The organism is Phascolarctobacterium faecium, from assembly GCF_003945365.1.
GTDB lineage: Bacteria > Bacillota > Negativicutes > Acidaminococcales > Acidaminococcaceae > Phascolarctobacterium > Phascolarctobacterium faecium.
Genome location: NZ_AP019004.1, coordinates 1,211,873 through 1,228,046, shown reverse-complemented (window position 1 = coordinate 1,228,046; position 16,174 = coordinate 1,211,873). Strand labels below are relative to the sequence as shown.

Sequence of the window (16,174 nt, the reverse complement as noted above, 5' to 3'; positions counted from 1 at the left end):
TCATCCTCCTTATTTCATGCTGGTCAAATAGATATTGACCGCACGCAGTTCTTCTTCATGAGCAGTAGCGTTGTCAGCGGTTTGTGCCACAATAAGTTTTTCGCGATTGAATTGGCCGCTGATATAAACTGTGACAACAACGTCAGCTCCGGTTAAGTCCGTATCATGTGCCAAAACTGCCGATGCCTTTTCTGCACCGGTAGAAGCTGTGCTGTCAACAATTTCATATTTACCGTTAACCAAAGCCAGAAGGGTACCACGCTTATAACTGGCCGTAACTCCTTTCAGCGTTACGTTTTTAGTAAGTACCGGTACTGCTGTACCACCAATAAGCTCATCATAATGAGTTCCGTTCATGTTGGAAATCATTTCCATTATTTCGCACCTCCAAATTTACTATTCATTACCTTGGCCATCTTATCCAATGCTTTCGCATCTGCCGCCGCACTTACAGCTGCCTCATCGGCCGCAGGATTGGCAGCAACGCCATCAACACCGGAACTTTTATTGTCAGCTACCATAGTGGCTACAACATTCTGCGCAGCATTAGCCACCACCCCTGCTGGAGAAGCATTTTTAATCGCTTCTACATAATTTTTTACTTCGTTAACAGTTTTGCCGCTTTTCTTAGCCTCATTGATGATCGCGGTAATTGCGACATTTTGACCATTATCAAGTGCTTCTAAATCAAGTACACGTTGACGCTCTGCGGCCACTGCGGCTTCCACCGCTGCGGCATTATCAACAGCCGTCGCCGGAAGCGCATTATTCGCCTGGGACTGACCTGCGCCGGGTGCTGCGGCCTGCGTATCTTCCAACAGTTCCTGCAAACCTAAAGCATTAAGAATTTTTTCTAATTTACCACTTGGCATATCTCTAACCTCACTTTGTTTAAATTTATTTTTTACCGCTTCACTATTAGCAAAATGGTTCAAATCATAAGACACTGAATTGATCACCAAAGTATTGCCATTTAACGCAGCAGTAACTCCTCCGATGATCTCGTCAGCAAAACCTTTTTCCTTACATTCTGCGGCGCCCATCCATGTTTCGTCGGACATCATCGTTTCGATTTCTTCGTCCGATACCTTACAACGCTTGCGATAGGCAGCGACAATGCTTGTTTTGATCGTAGCCAGCGCTTCTACCAACTTCGTCAGTTCTGCCGCAGGATAGTATCCGCTAAGGCCGATAGCGGGGTCGTGGATCATCATCAACGAGTTGGACGGCATAATGATTTTATCTGCCGCCACGGCTACAACCGTTGCTGCGCTGGCAGCCAGTCCGTCAATTACCGCCGTGACACTCCCTTTATAGCTTTTGAGCAAATTGTGAATAGCATGTGCCGCAAACACATCACCGCCGCCGCTGTTAATGCGTACTGTAACATCTCTGCCACCCAGCCCGTTAAGATCCTGGGCAAACTGCTGCGGCGTTGCCTCATCACCAAACCAGGATCGCTCTGCTGCGATTGGACCGTAGATCAATATTTCAGCGTCGCCACTAACATCATTCTTCACCTGCCAAAATTTTTCCATCATTATCACCCCCATTCCCACCAGTATTATCAGCCTTAGGCGGTTCCAATCCTTTAACTCGCCATGTTTGCTGTTCTATAGCTATCTGATCGATATTACTATCGTAATCAGTCCCTGTAAGTTCCGCAGATTCACGTTCACCGGTAGAGAAACCATATTTTACGCGTAAGGCTGCGCCAGTTACCTCTTTTACTGGATCCAACATCCCCATAACAGGACCAAACCAATCAGCATTACTCCATGCCTTAGTTATGATTGGATCACTACCATAGCCAGGAGCACTAATTCTACCGATAGCAACCGCCTCTGCCAGCCAAGCTTCATAAACAGGCTGACAAAAATCACGTGCAAACCAGGTACGTCTGGTTTTAAAATTGCTGGCAGCTTGTAATAATGCCCCACGTGCCGCAGAGTATGAAGATTGAAAACGACTAAGTAACACCTCTGCCGGTGTGCCAATAGCTGCACCGATCTGACTGATCATCATATTTGTAAATGGTTCAAAAGTTGACATTGTACGGCTTGCGTCCATCGACTTTACATCGACACCAGAAGGCAGCAGATTAAGCGTTCCTGGACCAACTTCAACATGAGCCAGGTCTTCTGGTGTTACGGCTTCCGCTTGACCATAAGTTGAACTTAGAACATCATTCATATCATCAATATTGTTATTAGTCGTAAAAAACAAAGTATAAAACGATTTAATGATGGCGGCCGTAAGCTCCGCATTAGTATAGCGGCTGACCTGCTTCAATACCTCGATCACCGGCGCCAATATTGGTACGCCTCTGTACTGCTCGGGTCGTTCTTCATGCGATATCTGTAAAATATTTGGCCGGCCGCTTAACTTGCCAAATGCTTCCACTCGCTGCCACTTTAAAACTGCGGCAGGATCACTTAAATCAAAAGGCACCCTGTTTGCGACCCAATAAGCCACAACAGCCCCATCTGAATCTATTTCAATACCGTTGATAATACGATTCCCGTTTTTATTATTAGTCATTTCAACATCGTAATAAGATGGAGAACCATACGAACCACTGCTGTTTGGGTTACAGACCCTACTGGCCTCAAAAAGCTGTACTCTCAAACAATACGGATTATCAGGTACCGGCCTGCGATACTTGATCGCCGCCCACCCGTCACCATCTACAAGATAGCTCATATATGCAATATCCTGCATATCAAAAAAGTTATTTTTTCGATACAAATCACAGGCCGTGCTGTTTGCCCAAAGGTTAAATTCACGAAACGCCTGACGCTGCCACTCTTTAGCTTCCTCTGCAGTCAATCCCAGCAACCTATAATCTATTTTAGGCGAAACTTTAAGACCAGCGCCTATAACATTGCTGCGCGAAGTATTAATAGCACTTGAACCAAGCGGAGAATTACATACTAAATCTGCACTGCGGTTTCTTAATGTTGCTAAATTTACATCGACATCTGCTTTAGTACTGGATTTCAAGGGATTATAGCCACGTAAAGTACTTCGTGTCCTACTGGCGCCGCCTTCTGAATAGCCGCTGTTCACTATTATTATTTTTTTATTATTTTCATTTCCCTCAGTAGGATGCCTGGCCTTAGCCGGTATTACTTTTTTACGTTTCACCATCATCTATCCTCCTAATCCCGCATAATAACTTGCTTTGTTCGATGCCCTCTTGGATACATTGCCTCATCCGTAGTCGCTCCTGCAGCAATAAGATCATTTATTTCTTTTCTTATTTCTGATAAATCAGCTCTCGTCAGCGTTCTATTGCCAATTCTGTAGCTTTGCCCTGCTACCAAAATAGACTGTTCTGCAGATAAATACTGCTTTAACCGTTCATTAAGTACCGTACTTGCCACTAATAATCCCCCCTCACACTTTTTCTAATGCAGCCGTAGCCGCATTTAGGCTTGTTTTTCAGTTTAGACTTTACCGATTGTTCTTTGATTACATTCGGGCTGTTGATCAATTTTTCCAAAGCCTCGAAATCTGGATTTACGCTTAACATACATGCGAGGTTATAAACCCGCAGATCCAAAGGCTCATTCCGTTTATCTTTAGCTATATTTACCCACTGATATACTAATACTCCATTTTTCCGACGAGGCTCTTTTGTTTCAGATATAAGGCCTTTAAAATAAAATTCATCGTAGCCACGAGTTAGCTGTACAGTTACGCTATCACTCTTATCAAGCGGAAAATGAAAATATTTAGGTCCAGGCTCTTCAATCGATAACCGATCCATAACATATTGTTTGCCGCTATCTGTGCCCAACATTACCAGCGGTATCGTATGTCCCCTTACGGTTTTAACCTTAGCGTACTTATGCAATAACGGCACTCCTGGTGTCGATGAACCTTTTATAGCAAAACGCTGCCTTGCAAATCGTTTTTTACAGTACGCATAAACTTCTTTCGTGTAGTGGCCGCCGGAATCGATAAACGTCCTGGCTACCAAAAGACCCTTACCTGACGCAAAGCGATATTCCTTATCCAGCTGTTCGTCCAGCATATCCCACACTTTAGGTGTATCCGGCACGCCCAAAATAGTGCCCTTTTTTATTCCCCAACATTCTTCAGCCATTCCCCAGCCACAAATCTCATACTCGAGCCTGTTGTCTTGTACGTCAACGGCCGCTGTTAAAAGCAGTACGCCTTCCGGCAGCTCGGCGCCATAGTTTTCACGCCTGCGCATAAACTGCTCATGACTTTCAAAATTTCCTTTGCGCTCATATGCTTCTCCAAAACGAGTATTAACAACTACTTTTTCACGCTCTGGATCGCCCTGTGCTTCCAACCATTCCTGCATTACATCTGACCAGTTCACCCAAGGTGATGCAAAACAGTTAACAAAAAAGCTCCGTACCCCCTTAGTGAGAGCCGAAGCGTTCTGTGCAATATATTTTTGTGCGGCCTGCCGCATTTCAGTTTCTGTAAACCCAAACCCGCAATCTGGGCAACGCCAAATAACTGACTTAACGATAATCTGCCTTGTTCCCTTTTTATCAACAGAACAGTCGTAGTCAGTATGCATATCCCGATGTGTGACTAAATGCCACTCTTTGCACTTTGGGCATTGATGCTGCCACTCTTCCTGAGTCCCTGTTATATATTCATCTTCGATTCGACTGTCTCCAGCATTGGTCGGTGTTGAGAATAGCCCCATTACGCTATCCCAAAATGTAGTCATACGTTTTGCAGCCAAGCTGACCGGGTCGCCTTCTGTGCCGGCGCTTTTTGGAAAGCGGTCAACTTCGTCTGCCAGCAGTATTTTTATCGGCTTACTGGCAAGACCGGCAGGACTGTTAGCACCCGCCATGATAAGTCTGCCGCCTGGGAACTGTTTAGAAAGAATAGTATTGCCGGCATCACGGCTTTTTACGTCTTTAAAAATATCTCTCAATACCTTTGTATCTCTGATCATCGGCGCTATACGTGATTTACTATAGTCCTGTGATGTTTCGATAGTTGGTTGGATCATCATTATCGGTGCGGGTGCCAGATGCGCGAACCGACCAATAACATTATTCATGATATCGGACTTTCCAACCTGAGATGCGGTCTTTGCAACCACCCTAGTTATGCCTGGTTCAGTAAAAGCATCCATAATGGCTTTTTGATATGGAGCACGATCTGTTCGCCACCGCCCAGGCTCTGCAGCAGCTTCGCCAGATATCATCCTATAGCTATCAGCCCATTCGGATACAGTTTGATCTGATAACGGCATCAATGACTGTTTTACTATTTTTTTGAAAAGATCAACTGTCTTCTTCATTACTAAATATCTCCGGATTATAATCGCTAAGCTCAGTTAACCTTGACTTAATTTCTTTAGAAAGTTCCGTCATAATAACACTTCTGCTCTGATTCTCCAGTCTAGCAGCCATCTTTGCTGGTATGCCCAAAAGCTGACTCCGTAATTTAGATAACATATCTGTCATAACTCTTTCGACATCTGCCGCATCATGTGACAGATTTTGTCGCCTTGCCAATTCAAGTTCAGCTAATTTACGTTTTGCAGCTTCATGCAATGCTTTTTCAGACCAATAATCATCTTCATCCTTGCTGGAATATTTATTTTCATAAAACGAAGCTATTGCCATTGTCAAAACGAAGTCTCCTTCTATTTCACGATGCAAAACTTCCTCATTTACCAACTGATTTACACGTCGTTCGCTGATGCCCAATAATTCGGCAAGCTCTCTTGCAGAGCCACGTTTCAGAATTTTAACCACTTCTATTTTCACCGCCTGTCTACTACAAAGAGAAGGAAATAGGAAAAAATATTTTTAAATCTAAACCTTTTTCGGGGCTCGAAAGACCCGCAAGGCTCGCCGCCCTCAGGAAGAACCTATGAAAATTCTCCTGTAAATGGACATAAGAAAAGCACTCACTAAAGTGAGTGCTTTGAAAATGTTTTAATTTTCTGGACGCTTTACTAAATTATCTGATCTAATTACTTGTATATTTCCTAAATCATATTTATTGATTAATTCTTCTACTGCTTCTTTATAATAATCTGGTGCTTTAGGAGCAACATAGACCTTTTTTATTAATGAAATTAAATTAACATCTATACACCACCCATTATCTGCAGGCAAGGTATTTAGCCGCACTATTCTTAATTCCTTTTCATGTTCAAACGATTTTCGTTTATAAAAAAGAGGCATAACCGGCTTAAAAATAACGGTTTTTTCTTTCTCAAAGTCAACATATTGAACTTTATCTATATATAAAGTTTCTTTATATTCGATGTTTTTTTCTTTAATAGCCTTAATTAAACTTCTAAAGTCCGATTGAATTGCTATTCCAGATTCTAAGTCTGCATAAATTTGCCACATCGCCAAATTTTCGTAATCATTAACATGCCAACAATTTACAAAACTATTTTTAGCTTCTTTTTCATATTTATCAAATAAGTATTTTATACTATTTTGCATTTCTTCTGTCTGACCTGATTTACGATAACGTCTTGTTGCTTCACCCACTACACCCTCAAAAGGATCGTCAAACTTTGTAACTTTTGAAAAATACAGTTTGTGACTTTTTAGCAAATATAAAAACTTAGCAATATTCATATACTTCCAAACCTTCGACCTTAAAGGCCATTTAACATTCCCCATCGGCCCTAAAAATTCCATAAACAATCACCATCCCATTTTAGATGGTTCTATTATACCACAAAAGCCGCTGATTCTTTACCAGATCAACGGCTTTTGTCAATTTCTACACATACAGTATAACACAGGTCAATAGGGAAATTCTAGGAAATCTTTGCAATTTTGACCAAAGCCTCGCCATGCATTTGGGTAACTCTACGATAGCTATACCCCAAATCCGCGGCAATAACTTCCCAACGCTGGTAATTCAAGTACCGCTTGAACAATATCAGCTGCAGCTTCTCGTCTCCAAGCATTTTAATTAGCTCTCTCGTCACCGCTAATGCATCTGTAAGCTGCTTAATATCGTTTTGAACAGACACTTCCACGTCAGCCATCTTCGCAACCGTACCACCCAATTTATCATTACTACCACCGCCACCAGGAGCCAAGCTATAGACCGGCGTAATTTGCTCTGCCAAATCTTTTAGATCCTGCAGCATTTGTAAATCCGCTTCAAGCTGCTTCTGCCAGACCCATGCACTTTTTAACCTTTGCTTTATTTCATCCGTCGTAGGCATCGCATCACCCCTCTGTCCGTAAAACATCTGCAGCAATATCTATCGCAGCACTTTCAGATTCGCTCAGCTGATGACCATGCTGCACCTGCCCTAACATACCGATCACGCTCCGAAACCGATTTTCTTTTACACAATTTACCCTGCGACAATAAACTTTATTCTCGCTTACTTGACGGCTCCACACGCATCCCTTACACTTATGTGCCAATTTAACCACGCTCCTTCAGTTCTTGATCTGCCAAAACTGATGCAATTACAAAGTAGCAGATTATGTCATCGATACTCTCCTGTACTTTGGCACCGGTCAGCCCGTTATTATAAACGTGTGCAATATGTTTCGCGGCATATGCTTTTAGCGCTTCATACTGCATCAAAAGGTCATTATCCCCATACATCAGTCTCGCGCCGGTCGTAAAATTCGCCAAGGGATCTTTGTCTGTTGAATACTGATCATTCTTGACCTCAAACATACCCTGTATATAATTCAATTTATTTTTTACTGCTTGTATAAATTCTTGTTCCGTCATTAGTCACTCAACTCCTGTTCTATATTGTTCGACCCTCGCTTTAACTGCTGCCAGCAATTCTGCCTGGCTGGCATCCTTATGCGCTAACGCCGCCATTACCTGCTCGTCCATAGTACCTTTAGTAACCAAATGGTGTATTATTACGGTCTGCTGCTGACCTTGCCTGTATAGTCTGGCGTTGGCCTGCTTGTACTGTTCCAGGCTCCATGTAAGTCCAAACCAGACTATCGTGCTGCCGCCAGCCTGCAAATTCAGTCCGTAGCCAGCAGAAGCCGGGTGTGTAATAAGCATTTTTATCTTGCCTGCGTTCCAATCGTCGACATCTTCAGGCGTTTTCAGTTCTCTTGCATAATTGAACCATTTAAGCAACCTGTCCCGATCATGCCGGTATGCATAAAAGACCAGTATCGGATTTCCTGATTCTGCTATTTCTTTCAATGCCGCCAGCTTTTCATCGTGAATGTCTATAACGCCTTTGTTTTCGTCATAAACAGCTCCGTTCGCCATCTGCAGAAGTTTGTTTGAAAGTGTTGCTGCGGTAGCAGCTGTAACATCACCTTCCGGAAGTTCTAAAACCAAAAGTCTTTCAAGCTCTTTATATCTGGCTCTTGCCCCGGTACCCATATCGACGCTGATCACATTGTCGATACGCTCCGGCAGCTCCAGCCAATCCGCTGCGCTCATACTGAAAGTAATGTCACTGATCGCTGAATATATCTCCTGCTCTGCTCCCGGTTTTGGCTTATAGGAATAAATCACATAACCATTGCTCTTGTCTGGAATAAACCAGCGATTACGGTACTCCGTTATTGTCCGTCCCAGTCTTTTACCGCCGTCCAGTAAATATATCTGCGCCCACAGGTCCATTAATTTGTCACCCGGTGTGCCAGTCAGCTCTAACACCTTCTCGAAATACGGCCGCACTTTCCGAAGTGCCTTGAATCTTTTTGCCTGATGATTTTTAAAGCTGCTGCTTTCGTCAAGAATAAGCATATTAAACATCTTAGGACGCCAGTGCAGCTGCTCCATAAGCCAGACCACATTATCCCGGTTGATAATATAAATATCGGCCTCGGCAGCCAGTGCCCGCCGGCGTTCGCTTGCTGTGCCCAATATCTTTGATATTTTAAGTTGCTGCGTGATATCCCATTTTTTGATCTCACTATCCCACGTACTTTCTGCAACCTTTTTCGGCGCCACGATTAGAACCTTAGACACCGAAAAGTAATCCCATAGCAGCTGCGTTATGGCAATGAGACTGCAGGCCGTCTTGCCAAGCCCCATGTCTAAAAAGAGTGCCAACGCCGGCAATTCCAGTATCTTTTTTATCGCAAACTCCTGATAGCTATGCGGCTTAAACACGTCAGCCATTATAATACCCCTCTTTTTTCCGCATACCTTACAGCAACCTCAATATCCCTACGGTCCTTTTTCATATCCTCACAAGCATCGTCAACATCCTCGTATGTTGCAACGTTAAAAACATTAGCGCCTTTATGCGCCATTTGCTGCATTACAACTTTTTGCAATGGTCTCGGTGACTCCCCAGGCTTCTTTACCTCAGCAAAATATGTCAGCCCTATCACAAGATCGGTTTGTACCGGAATGGTTATTACCCGATCCGGCACACCTGCATTACCTGGACTCACGAATTTATAGGCCTTACCGCCCAGCTCTTTCACTCGTTTGCATAAATACCGCTCAACATCTTTTTCTGTCCTCTCCACAAGAACACTCCCTTCGCGGACATTTGTTTCGCAACAATGTCAACAAACTTTTTCCTTATACCTTATATATTTATATACTCTCTACTATTCCTTACGCGCGTATATACGTATATTTCATAAAATATCTTTATAGTATTATTTTTGTTTACTTTGTTGACGGCAAGAGCTTTCACCGCTTAATTACTGGACTTATGCCGTCAACACTTACCGTCAACAAAACTTTTTTACTGTTGACATTGTTCCCGCTCAACCTTGTTTTTTCTAAAAAGTGTTCTAACTTTTGTTGACATTGTTGACGGTATTCCCTTTAGCTCGCTAAAGTTTGTTGACGTTTCGTGTTTTTGTTGACACCTCTGTTGACGCTAAATTGTCTTTCGCACGTAGGCTCTTTGCGTGCCATACATTTTCCCAAATCGCAGACTACTCCGTGCCGGATCCCAGCCCTGCATATTTTGCATGATGCTGTTGATCTCTCTGGACATCAAACTATTAAGGTTCTTTGGGTCTCCTTTAAACACTTCGCACCATATCTCAAGCACACAAACCTTATACCGCTGCACTGTCCCGGGCTCAGTAAGTTCATCACTTTCCAAAAAATCCCGGCGCTCATACAGATCCAAACTATCCCAGTTCTCTGGCAGCAAAGTATCGAGGTATTCCCGCACCAGACCAACTTTCTCGGATTCCTCAGTATGCGCTGACTGTGCTTTAGCGGCTTCTGCTTCCATATCTTTGTCCAGATACAGGCTTTCTCCCTGTTGCCACAGATAATAAGCCTCTGCCCAAACCTGCGCTACTTCTGCCTCTGTAAAATCTTTAAAGCTCTTATCATGCGGGCCGCCTACGTTAACCGGCCAAAACCTTCTATTGCCCGTCCGATCTCGGAGAAATACAGTTTCATTCGTGGTCCCATAAAATACGCACTGCCGCGGGAATGATGCTGTTCTACGCCCATAAGCCACACGAAAGATATCTTCCGACTTCGATAAAAACTGTTTTACCGCTTCTGATTCAGCCTTTCTCGTAGCATACAACTCGCCCAGCTCTGCAATCCAAACTCCGTGCAGCTGTTCATAGGCTTCCTTGCCCTGCACGCTGGTAAGACTGTCTGAGAACCATTCACGGCCGAGTTTCTTCAGCATCGTACTTTTACCGATGCCCTGCGGTCCGCAAAGAATTATCACATTGTCGAATTTGCACCCGGGACTGAATACCCTTGCTACTGCAGCTACCAGATGCTTCCTGGTCACTGTACGTACATAGTCAGTATCATCAGCGCCAAGATAATCGATCCAGAGAGTATCTACCCTCGGTGTTCCGTCCCACTCTGTAGCCTTGATATAGTCACGGACCGGATGAAAATGGTTGCGGGTAAAAACCTCCGCGCAGGCATCATAAATAACCTGCTGTCCTTTTACACCGTAAACATTGCTTAAATAATTACGCAGGCAACTATCATCTGTATCGTTCCAGGTAACGCCCTGTTTGATCGACCGCCAGGGCATACTGTCCAGCAGCACCGTCCGAAAACTGAAATCGTTATAGGCAACTTTACCAACCAGATTGATATCATTTTCTAAAATCAGTTTCAGATTACGCGGCGTTGATTTTATTTCACCGGTTTTCGGCGTCATTTCCAGCTTACTCATCCAATCGATATCTGCGGGCACAGCTCCAAAATCGTCACTTTCTTCCAGCAGCTTTTTAGCCAGTTCAGTTTTAACGGCATCGTCTTTCATCGCAAAATCCTGCATTGCGCTATAACTCGGCAGGTTGTTTATTTCGGTATCGACTTCAACATCAGCATCTTTATCACCGAAAAGGTGCAGCCGGATAAGATCAAAACTATTTACCAGCTTTCCGCTGACTGGATCGGTACCGTGATGACTGTATGCAAATTTTCCATCTTCGTACACCACCAGCCCGCCTGACGTACTTCCCTGTTTATAGGTATAACGGCCTTCACCGCAAGGCTCATACACATCATTAAGGAAGCAGTCTATCCCATCCGGCACTGAATATGTTCTGCAAAAAGCGCCTATTGCTCCAGGTTTCTCATAAGGATCACCTTGCTTTTTAGCAGCTGCCTGACGCAGTTTGTTTGCTCTTGAACTTTCTGGCCAAGTCGAAGTATCACGCCAGTCATCGTATGTAGCAAGCACATCGTCCGGATCCAAACAGTTCTCGCTATCGTTAGCGAAAAAAACATACTCACCGTCTGCGGGAGTGCTTGGCCAATACATCAGCCTTTCAGCTTCATAAGTGGTATCGTCAAAAAGATCCATACCAATATCATCAGCAATACGCCGGGCAACAGCCTGATACGCATCCGGCTGCACCGCTCTGGCCAAGGGGATCACAACGCGCAGCCGTGGTTTCTCCGGTGTATGCTTATGCGTTGAATAAACCGCGTAACAAACATCGCCAAGTACCAGATCAAGGATCGTCATAAAACTGCTGTCCGCAAAATCTGCGTCCAGCGTGACCAACTGCCGCTTGGCTACATTGCCGGCAATGCGGCGGCCATTTTTGATATAGCCGCCTACAAAACCGCCAACGTCCTTTATTTCGTCCTGCCTGCTTTTAGACAGATTCGCATACTCCGCAGCACTCTCCCGCGTCCTGGTTGTCGTCCGAAGTTTGGTCAGAATATCCTGCCAGCTGAGTTCTTTATTTTTCCATTGTTTAGCCTTCCGGCTACCGCCGATAGCTATAGTAAATTTTGCGGGGATCATATCGCATTCCTCAGTTCATTCTTGCCGCTGCCGGTATCTATGTCACCGGTATTTATCTTTAACTTGGCTTCCTTAGCCCATTCTATTACTGCTGCATTCAATTCAGGATCCCGGGCAACCGATCTGTTTTGATTGAGTTTAGCCTGCCTGATTTCTCCGCCGGCCACTTCAATACAAACTAATAATTTCCCTTCATCATCAGTCATAACCGCTATAGTGCATTTGCCGGCAAGCGCACGTTCAGCATAAGAGCCTACACAGTTATGCAGTTTATTACCGACCATGCGCAGCTCATGCGCGGTTTCCGGAAGAAAGAATTTCAATCTGTCTTTCTGCATCGCCAAACGCTTTACTACATGTTCCGGTATCTGCAACGAATAATCTTTATTTTTCTGTGCATCCCATTTTTCTACAAGCCAGTCATGGATTTGTGCGATAGAAGGTTTTTCTAGCCACAAAAGTTCCTGCGTTTCAGCTGCAAGCTTAAAATACATTCGACTGCAATCATCTATATCCGAAGGGCTATAATGCTTGATCAGAAAATAAGCTGCATTATTTTTATATCGGTCTGAAGCGATCTTCAAAAAATTCAAACTTAGTTCTCCAAACGCATAAGATCTTTCTATACGTAGCCCCAGCTCCCCAACGCTGGCAAGCGCACTGGCCAATAATAACTGCTCTTTGTAATCTGCTGATATCCCTACGGCCGCTTTTAGCCGGCCAGCTTCTAAAAGTCCGCCTTTGGCAATAATTTTTCTAAAAGCCTTTGTATCACGAATCCCCATAACGTTCAATGCGCTTTGCGGATAAGACAGGCCAGTACGTGTTTTAGCTATCACTTTCTCTAAAAAAGGTTCTAACGATATCTTATCCATATAATGAGCTTCTACAAAACCCCGGTAATCACTGCGCCACGAACGATCATTAAAAGCTGTTGGTAGATTGGGCGCATCCGTCACGGCCAAACGCCAGGCAATATTACTCAAAGGAAAAATAAGCGCGCCCATCGAACTGCCTGCTGGTACATGCATAGCTTTTAGCTTGATATCATGCAATGCTTTAACCTTTTTGCTGATAGCAGTACGCAATTTAAGCAGCATATCCGCAAAATCTTTTTTATTGTTTTTCCAGGCGATGCTGCTATGAGTAAGATATTTCAAAACAGATTGTTCCCCAAACTCCCGTTCCGCTGGATTGGATATTTCGTATTTAACAGCATCCTTGGTTTCAAAATAAGACTTTCTTTTATGGACATCAAACATTATTGTTTCGTGGTAGTGCTTTTTAATAGCACAAAAGCGAATATCGTCAAAAGTCACTTCTGTATATGAAATTCTCAAACTGATATGGTTCTTATACTCATAAAGCGATAAAATCATTTTTTCAGGTATACCTACCCCGATGTCATGCGCAAACCCTTTATGTTTGGAAGATCCTTTACATCCTGGGCAGCTGAAAAAATTACCGTTCCAGGTCTGCCAGCCATTAAAGCAGGTATACCCCCACCTTGCGGTGAAGGTTTGCTCGCAGGAACTACAGTAATGAGCATAAATGTTGTCATCCTTATAAGGGCCTTCACCCAAAGCGACAGGTGCCTGAATAAAGTCAAACATTTTAGGAATTACGATTTTTGCAAGTAAAGTCCCCATCACGGGCACCCCCTAACCTAAAAGATCATCGATATCTATTTCTGCTGTTTGAGTCTCCGGTTCTTCGTTAAACAAATCCTGACCCAAAGTTTCTTCGGCAGATTTCTCTGCGGCCGGAGCCGGAGCTGCAGATTTTGCCTTCTTGCCTCTCGAAGATTTTTTCTCTGATTTCACTGCTGGTTCTGCTTCTTTTTTTACCGGTTTTAATTTTAGATAAAGCTCACACTGGCGAAGCTGGTTATCGACATAACCTTCCAGCTCCCGGCGTTCTTCGTCTGATAAAATGCAGATATCTTTAGCAATTTCATCCTGCATTTCTTTAAAAATCTTTATTTGATTCTCAACTGCGCTAAACGTATTTGACATAATCTATCAATCCTTTCTGTAATAAGGTGTTGTATAGCCATCCGCATCAAGCTTCAGGCCTCTATTCCAGGAAACGTTTTCAGACATTATTTTTATTACTCTTTCCAGCTCACCGGCAGCCGGCTCTGCCTCAATGATCACTTCATCGTGTACGTGCATCAGTATTTTATATCCGGCCGTATCCAGTTTCAGCATTGCTTCGGCCAGGCAATCTCTTGCCGTGGCCTGCACAATATTTTCAACCAATTTGCCGCCATAAGTTTCCAAGCGGCACCAGCTTTTATTAGTCTGGTTTACACCGAGATAAGTAATAGACGTTCTGCCCATACCGTTATCTTCCAACCGCGGCTTTGCATATGCTATACGGCGCCCGGATGGCAACCGGATAAAAAGCATCCCTGCTTCAAACTGAAAAGCAATACCATGCCGATACTGAACAGTATTTCTTTTGCCGATCGCTTCTTTTGCTGCAGCTTCTACATCCCACCAGAACTGTACTATTTTCGGACTGGCCTTACGCCATTTTGTCACGATATCAGCCAGTTCATCATCAGTAAGGCCCATCTTATCCGCACCCATTTGTTTCAACGCGCCGACACCACCCTGATAACCAAGTGCCAGTTCTGCGACTTTACCTTTCTGGCGTAACGTGCTGCCTTTCGTAACTTCTTCGATTGGCACATGAAACATTTTTGACGCTGAGGCTTCGTAGATCTTGCCTGTAGTAGCAAATACTTCCTGCCGCCATCTTTCACTGGCCAGCCACGCAATTACACGTGCCTCAATAGCAGAGAAATCGGCTACTATAAAAGTTCTGTCAGGCGATGCAATCAGCGCCGTCCGGATCAGCTGGCTAAGTACATCTGAACCATTAGGGTAAAACATATCCAACATATCAAAATCGCCATTTCTGACAAGATTTCTGGCGTCATCCAGATCCACCAGATGATTCTGCGGCAGGTTATGTACCTGTACGATACGTCCGGCCCAGCGGCCGGTACGATTAGCTCCATAAAACTGTAAAAGCCCGCGGATCCTGTCGTCGCTGCAGGCAGCTCCGATCATTGCTGAATATTTCTTTACTGAAGTCTTGGAAATAAGCAGCTTCAGCTCTAATACCTTTTTTACTTCTGCAGGCAAATCACTTTGCAGCATTTCCTGTGCTACACTTTTTGTCAGGCTTGGTACCCGCACCCCAGTAGCAAATTCTAACCAGCCCTTGATCTGGGCAACACTATTCGGATTATCTAAACCCGTAATATCTTTCAACTGCTGCATAGCATCCTGTTTTATCTGTTCATCACATTTGATAGCATTTTCTACCAGTGCCCGGTCGATAAGGATACCGGCACTGACGATTTTTTGATCAAGCTCCCAAAGCCGCTGCTCTTTTTCATTTGGCCTGAATCTATCCAGTTTATTTAAAATAGTGCGTTCGACTTCTACGTCCTGGCCACAATACTGCTTGAATAATTCCCACTTGTTGCCATCATGCTGCGGCAGGTTCCGCAGCCGCCCGCCGTTCGTTTTAGTAGGCCTGCAGGGCTTACAGAAATACTCTATCAATCGCCGCCCGATGGACATTTTCTGTTTATCGTCAGGAAAATTCAGCGCCTGCGCCACACCAGCCAAATATCCCGGCAACCCTAAAGTCAAAGCAAGTACAGAAGTACAGGCCCATTGATCCGCATTGAGCTTTTTCTTGAAATACTTGCTCAGGCACGTCATTTCAAAGTTAGCATTATATGCAGTCTTCAATACATCAGGAGAAAAAAGAGCCCGCAGCACATCTGCGGGCAGTTTTTCACCTTGAGCAAGGTCAATAACCTGCACCGGTTCTTCATCAAACGCAAAACCAAATAAAAGGATTTCAAAATCAGGAGCATCGACGTAAGCATAAGTTCCAACTTTTTTAATGTTCCTTGATGAATAAGTCTCAAGGTCAATGCTTAGTCTGGTCATT

The 16,174-nt window shown here is 44.0% G+C and carries 15 protein-coding genes; all 15 read right to left on the bottom strand.

Annotated features, from left to right (window positions below; all coding sequences use genetic code 11):
• Positions 1–9 precede the first annotated feature (9 nt).
• The 15 genes from PFJ30894_RS05985 to PFJ30894_RS05915 all read right to left on the bottom strand — a co-directional run bounded on the left by PFJ30894_RS05985 (position 10) and on the right by PFJ30894_RS05915 (position 16,173).
• On the bottom strand, positions 10–375 hold the full coding sequence (locus PFJ30894_RS05985; protein ID WP_125669284.1) for a head decoration protein: 366 nt from the start codon (positions 373–375) through the stop codon (positions 10–12).
• On the bottom strand, positions 375–1,541 hold the full coding sequence (locus PFJ30894_RS05980; RefSeq protein WP_167457033.1) for a head maturation protease, ClpP-related: 1,167 nt from the start codon (positions 1,539–1,541) through the stop codon (positions 375–377). Before PFJ30894_RS05980 ends, PFJ30894_RS05985 begins: the two co-directional genes overlap by 1 nt.
• Positions 1,510–3,153 (bottom strand): phage portal protein, encoded by a 1,644-nt coding sequence (locus PFJ30894_RS05975; RefSeq protein WP_197714987.1) that lies wholly within the window; start codon positions 3,151–3,153, stop codon positions 1,510–1,512. The genes PFJ30894_RS05980 and PFJ30894_RS05975 overlap by 32 nt, the downstream gene beginning before the upstream one ends.
• A gap of 8 nt (positions 3,154–3,161) precedes the next feature.
• Positions 3,162–3,386 carry a DUF6148 family protein gene (locus tag PFJ30894_RS05970; RefSeq protein WP_125669282.1) on the bottom strand — a complete coding sequence of 75 codons (225 nt, stop codon included), beginning with the start codon at positions 3,384–3,386 and terminating at the stop codon, positions 3,162–3,164.
• Positions 3,386–5,302, bottom strand: a complete 1,917-nt coding sequence (locus PFJ30894_RS05965) for a phage terminase large subunit family protein (RefSeq protein ID WP_125669281.1) — start codon at positions 5,300–5,302, stop codon at positions 3,386–3,388. Before PFJ30894_RS05965 ends, PFJ30894_RS05970 begins: the two co-directional genes overlap by 1 nt.
• A complete protein-coding gene (locus PFJ30894_RS05960) occupies positions 5,286–5,762 on the bottom strand; it encodes a hypothetical protein (protein ID WP_125669280.1) in 477 nt (158 codons plus the stop codon). The genes PFJ30894_RS05965 and PFJ30894_RS05960 overlap by 17 nt, the downstream gene beginning before the upstream one ends.
• A 183-nt stretch (positions 5,763–5,945) precedes the next feature.
• Entirely contained in the window at positions 5,946–6,668 is a 723-nt protein-coding gene (locus tag PFJ30894_RS05955) for a DUF2971 domain-containing protein (RefSeq protein WP_125669279.1), read from the bottom strand.
• Positions 6,669–6,790: 122 nt separating this feature from the next.
• Positions 6,791–7,207: a hypothetical protein gene (locus tag PFJ30894_RS05950; protein ID WP_125669278.1), complete on the bottom strand. Its 417-nt coding sequence runs from the start codon at positions 7,205–7,207 to the stop codon at positions 6,791–6,793.
• A 209-nt stretch (positions 7,208–7,416) separates the two neighbouring features.
• Positions 7,417–7,734: a hypothetical protein gene (locus PFJ30894_RS05945; RefSeq protein WP_125669277.1), complete on the bottom strand. Its 318-nt coding sequence runs from the start codon at positions 7,732–7,734 to the stop codon at positions 7,417–7,419.
• Positions 7,735–7,737: 3 nt separating this feature from the next.
• Positions 7,738–9,105, bottom strand: a complete 1,368-nt coding sequence (locus PFJ30894_RS05940; RefSeq protein WP_125669276.1) for an SNF2-related protein — start codon at positions 9,103–9,105, stop codon at positions 7,738–7,740.
• Positions 9,105–9,461 (bottom strand): PDDEXK family nuclease, encoded by a 357-nt coding sequence (locus PFJ30894_RS05935; protein WP_125669275.1) that lies wholly within the window; start codon positions 9,459–9,461, stop codon positions 9,105–9,107. The genes PFJ30894_RS05940 and PFJ30894_RS05935 overlap by 1 nt, the downstream gene beginning before the upstream one ends.
• Positions 9,462–9,823: 362 nt before the next feature.
• A complete protein-coding gene (locus PFJ30894_RS05930; RefSeq protein WP_125669274.1) occupies positions 9,824–12,196 on the bottom strand; it encodes a virulence-associated E family protein in 2,373 nt (790 codons plus the stop codon).
• Positions 12,193–13,845: a PcfJ domain-containing protein gene (locus PFJ30894_RS05925; RefSeq protein ID WP_231997969.1), complete on the bottom strand. Its 1,653-nt coding sequence runs from the start codon at positions 13,843–13,845 to the stop codon at positions 12,193–12,195. Before PFJ30894_RS05925 ends, PFJ30894_RS05930 begins: the two co-directional genes overlap by 4 nt.
• 12 nt (positions 13,846–13,857) lie before the next feature.
• Positions 13,858–14,211, bottom strand: coding sequence for a hypothetical protein (locus PFJ30894_RS05920; protein ID WP_125669272.1), 354 nt, complete (start codon positions 14,209–14,211; stop codon positions 13,858–13,860).
• A 6-nt stretch (positions 14,212–14,217) separates the two neighbouring features.
• Positions 14,218–16,173: a DNA polymerase gene (locus PFJ30894_RS05915; protein WP_125669271.1), complete on the bottom strand. Its 1,956-nt coding sequence runs from the start codon at positions 16,171–16,173 to the stop codon at positions 14,218–14,220.
• Between the last annotated feature and the right edge of the window lies 1 nt (position 16,174).